Annotated in this window: 5 protein-coding genes; 1 reads left to right on the top strand and 4 read right to left on the bottom strand. The window is 64.8% G+C overall.

Annotation, left to right across the window (positions count from 1 at the left end; all coding sequences use genetic code 11):
* Positions 1-91, top strand: a 91-nt coding sequence (locus VGH54_RS19010; RefSeq protein WP_331513625.1) for a DUF1330 domain-containing protein, incomplete at its 5' end; no start/stop codon positions are given.
* Between the two features lie 16 nt (positions 92-107).
* Here VGH54_RS19010 and VGH54_RS19005 read toward each other — a convergent pair.
* From VGH54_RS19005 to VGH54_RS18990, 4 genes are all read right to left on the bottom strand, one after another.
* Positions 108-485, bottom strand: a complete 378-nt coding sequence (locus tag VGH54_RS19005; RefSeq protein ID WP_331513624.1) for a hypothetical protein — start codon at positions 483-485, stop codon at positions 108-110.
* 74 nt (positions 486-559) lie between these two features.
* Complete coding sequence (locus tag VGH54_RS19000; protein ID WP_331513623.1) at positions 560-1,963, bottom strand: HNH endonuclease signature motif containing protein; 1,404 nt, start codon at positions 1,961-1,963, stop codon at positions 560-562.
* Positions 1,964-2,027: 64 nt separating this feature from the next.
* On the bottom strand, positions 2,028-2,228 hold the full coding sequence (locus VGH54_RS18995; protein ID WP_331513622.1) for a ferredoxin: 201 nt from the start codon (positions 2,226-2,228) through the stop codon (positions 2,028-2,030).
* Between the two features lie 10 nt (positions 2,229-2,238).
* The coding region (locus VGH54_RS18990) for a cytochrome P450 (protein ID WP_331513621.1) at positions 2,239-3,316 on the bottom strand (1,078 nt) is incomplete at its 5' end.

Raw genomic sequence — 3,316 nt, 5'->3', positions numbered from 1 at the left:
CTGGTATGGGTCCGACGCCTACCAGGCGGCGGCCAAGCTGCGGCAGGCCGCGGCCGATTGCAACGCGGTGATCATCTCCGGATTCGCCTGAGCCCAGACGCTTACGTCTAGTGCACGCCGATCTCGTCGCAGATCGGCGGGATGATGATCAAGCCGCCGCGCGGGGTGCAGAACGGGTGCGGGGGTTGCGGTGACGGCGGAGGCGGCGGAGGCGGGTTGAAAACCGGCGCTGGAACGTCGGCCGCCACGAAGCTGCCGTCGGTGGTTCCTCCGAAGCGCACGTTGCCCTGACCCATCGGAACGATGTACCAGGTGTGGCACACACCCATGTCCCATTCGATGCCGCGGTACGGCAATCCCTGCCCAGGGCACCACGAATGAGGCTGGGGAGAAAACGGTTCGGCCTGGGCGGTACCTGTAACCACACCTGCCCCGATGACTGCGAGGCTGCCGGCCAGCAGGGCTCCAGCGATTGGTTTCTTCATGGCGTCCTTCCACTTTTCTGATCCGAAAAGTAGTTGCGACCGCTTCATGGATTCTTAACGCCGCGGTCCCCATATCAGAACGGTGGCGGATCGTCGTCATTGGCGGGTGGTGCGAGGCCCGATGAGACCGTCTGGCGCGCTAGGTGATTGCGTTGTCGTTCGGTCGCGATGTAACGGGCCCGGTTTTGGGCGCGGGTACGCCGACGCCTCGGCATCATCGCGGCCCGGTCAGCGGAGCGCCTTAGGTCGCCTATCGCGTCGAGCCCGCCGGTCGGCACACCCAGCGTCGGGAACAACACGGCGCTGCCAGGGGTGGTGACGTAGGTCTGCCCGCTGGGGGATGTCCAGATGACGGTGCCGTCGGGGAGTTGTTGGTCGCGCCAGCCCCAGAACGTTTTGAGAAGGTGATGGTGGCGGCATAGGGCTTTGAGGTTGGACGCGTGGGTGGGCCCGCCGTCGGCGTAGGGGACGGTGTGGTCGAGGTCGCAGCGCGTAGCGGATTGGTCGCAGCCGGGGAATCGGCAGGTCAGGTCGCGGCAGCGAACGAAGTCGGCCAGCCTCCGCGAGGGGGTGTAGCCGGATTCCGGTGGCAAGTCGGCGGGGTGGGTCAGGGGCCGTAACTTGGCCGACCGCGCCAGCTCAGCGATCAACTCGGCGGGAACGAGCGAGTCGCTGCCGATCATCGATCCTGGCACGTGCCCCGTGCCGTTAAGCGTCGCCTCGTTGGCGATGACATGGACTACTACGGGCGAGGGCGCGGGCGATGCCGCGGCGGCGCAATCTCTTTGACCGCAGCGACAACTCAGCCGATCCGCTCCCACCGCTAGCGCGCCCAGGGCATCGGCGCGGCGCTGGCTGCGGGTGCGCGGGTCGTCGACACACACGGTGGCGGCCAACGCATTGAGGCGGGCATCGATGGCGTGGGCGTCGGTAGTAATCAGGCGTCCGAATATCTCGGTCAACCCATCGGCATCGCCCCAGAACGAGACTTCGCGATCGCCGCGGCGCTCCCGGCGACGGCGCACTGCATCTTGATCGGCCCGCGTCACGATCCGGTCGACCTGTCCGCCAAGCCGCCCCTGGGTGATACCCGTCCACCGCGCAACCTTGAGTGCCAGTTCGGCGTCCACGGCGGCCAGCACCTGCGTGTCGGTGATCAAGTCGGTGCGATAGACGATCGTCTGAAACGTTCGGTAATCGATATCGCCAGCCACCAGCAGCGCGCCTACCCCCGGCAGCCGCAACCGCATCGCCCGCGCGTAGTCCAGATAACTGTCCGCCAAGCCGCGCGTGATGCCCAGCGCTGCCGCTATCTCGGCGGTGATCGCGTCATGGGTGTCGGTGCCCCAGGTCTCGCGCTCACCAAAACGTCTCAGCCACAACAGGTCCAACTCGCCGATCACCGCCAACCGCTGCCCCGCTGCCCGGTTCTCGGCCCTCGCCACCTCGCGCAGCTGCCGCATCGTTGACTCGAACATACATTCGATTATGACAAGCGGGTCCGACAGGAAATCGCCTATGCCGACGTAACTCTCGGGCCGGCTACGATTCGCTGATCGAGATCGCCTGCCGCGGGCATTGACGAACCGCCTCGAGCACCAGCTCTTCGTTTTCTGGCGTCACTTCGTCCTGCAACACCGTCAATGTGTCGTCATCCTCGAGCCGGAAAACCTCCGGGATCACGCCCATACAGACCCCGTTACTTTCGCACAGGCCCCAGTCGACTTCTATCTTCTTTGTCACTCAGCCCACCTCATCGCAACACCTTCACCGGCACGTTCAGCCAGCCGGCGACATTCTGCATAGTGACTCGCTTGCAGTCATCCCATTGCACTTCGTAGTTGGGCATGAAGTCGAGCAACTTCTCCAGCGCGATCCTGCTTTCCATCCGGGCCAGTGCCGCACCGAGGCAACTGTGAATCCCGTATCCGAGACCGAGGTGCTGCGCCTCCGTCTGGTCGCGGTCGATGTTGAAGGTTTCAGCGTCGGTAAAGGCATCCGGGTCGCGGTTCGCCGCGGCGTTCATCACGAACACCGGCTTGCCCGGTGGAATCGTGCCGCCACTGACGTGGGCCTCTTTCAGCGTGTAGCGGACGTTGTACTGCACCGGCCCCTCGTAGCGCAGCAGTTCCTCGACGGCGGCAGGGACCTTGCTGCGGTCTGCTTTCAGCTTCTCCCACTCGTCCGGGTTGCGGGCGAAGAGCACCGCCGCGCTGCCGACCAGCTTGGTGACCGTCTCAGCCCCCGCGCCGCCGAGCAACGTGGAGAAGCTGGTGATCTCGATGTCGTCGAGGCGACGAAATGTGCCGTCCTCGCCGGGGATTTCGGCTGCGATCAGCCTGCTGATCATGTCGTCCTGCGGGTCCTCGCGGCGCTCCTGGATCAAGCCGTAGTAGTACATCGCGGTGTCGACGTTGGCTTGCATGCCGGCTTCGCTGGCTTCGATTTGGCCCGGCTCCCGACTCAGGCTGATGTCGATCCAGTGCCGCAACTGCTGGCGGTATTCCTCCGGCACTCCGGCCATCCGGGTGATGACTTCGACCGGGAACGGACCGGAGAAGTCCTGCACGACGTCGAAGTTGTCGGGATCAACCGCGCGGAGGTATTTGTCGGTCACCTCGTGCACGTCATCCATCTGCGATTGAATGGCCCGCGGAGTGAAGGCCTTGTTGAGCAGGCTGCGCATGTGACGGTGGTCCGGCGGGTCCATGAAGATGATGGATCTCATCTCCTCGGAGATGCCCTTGCGCACCATCGCCAGGTCGCAGCCACGGCTTGACGAGTAGGTCTCGTAATCCTTGAGCGCCGCGGCCACGTCCTCGTGGCGGGTC

This window comes from Mycobacterium sp. (assembly GCF_036488105.1).
In the GTDB taxonomy this organism is placed as follows: domain Bacteria; phylum Actinomycetota; class Actinomycetes; order Mycobacteriales; family Mycobacteriaceae; genus Mycobacterium.
Note: the sequence above shows the minus strand (reverse complement) of the source record. Positions and strands in the feature narration are given on the sequence as shown.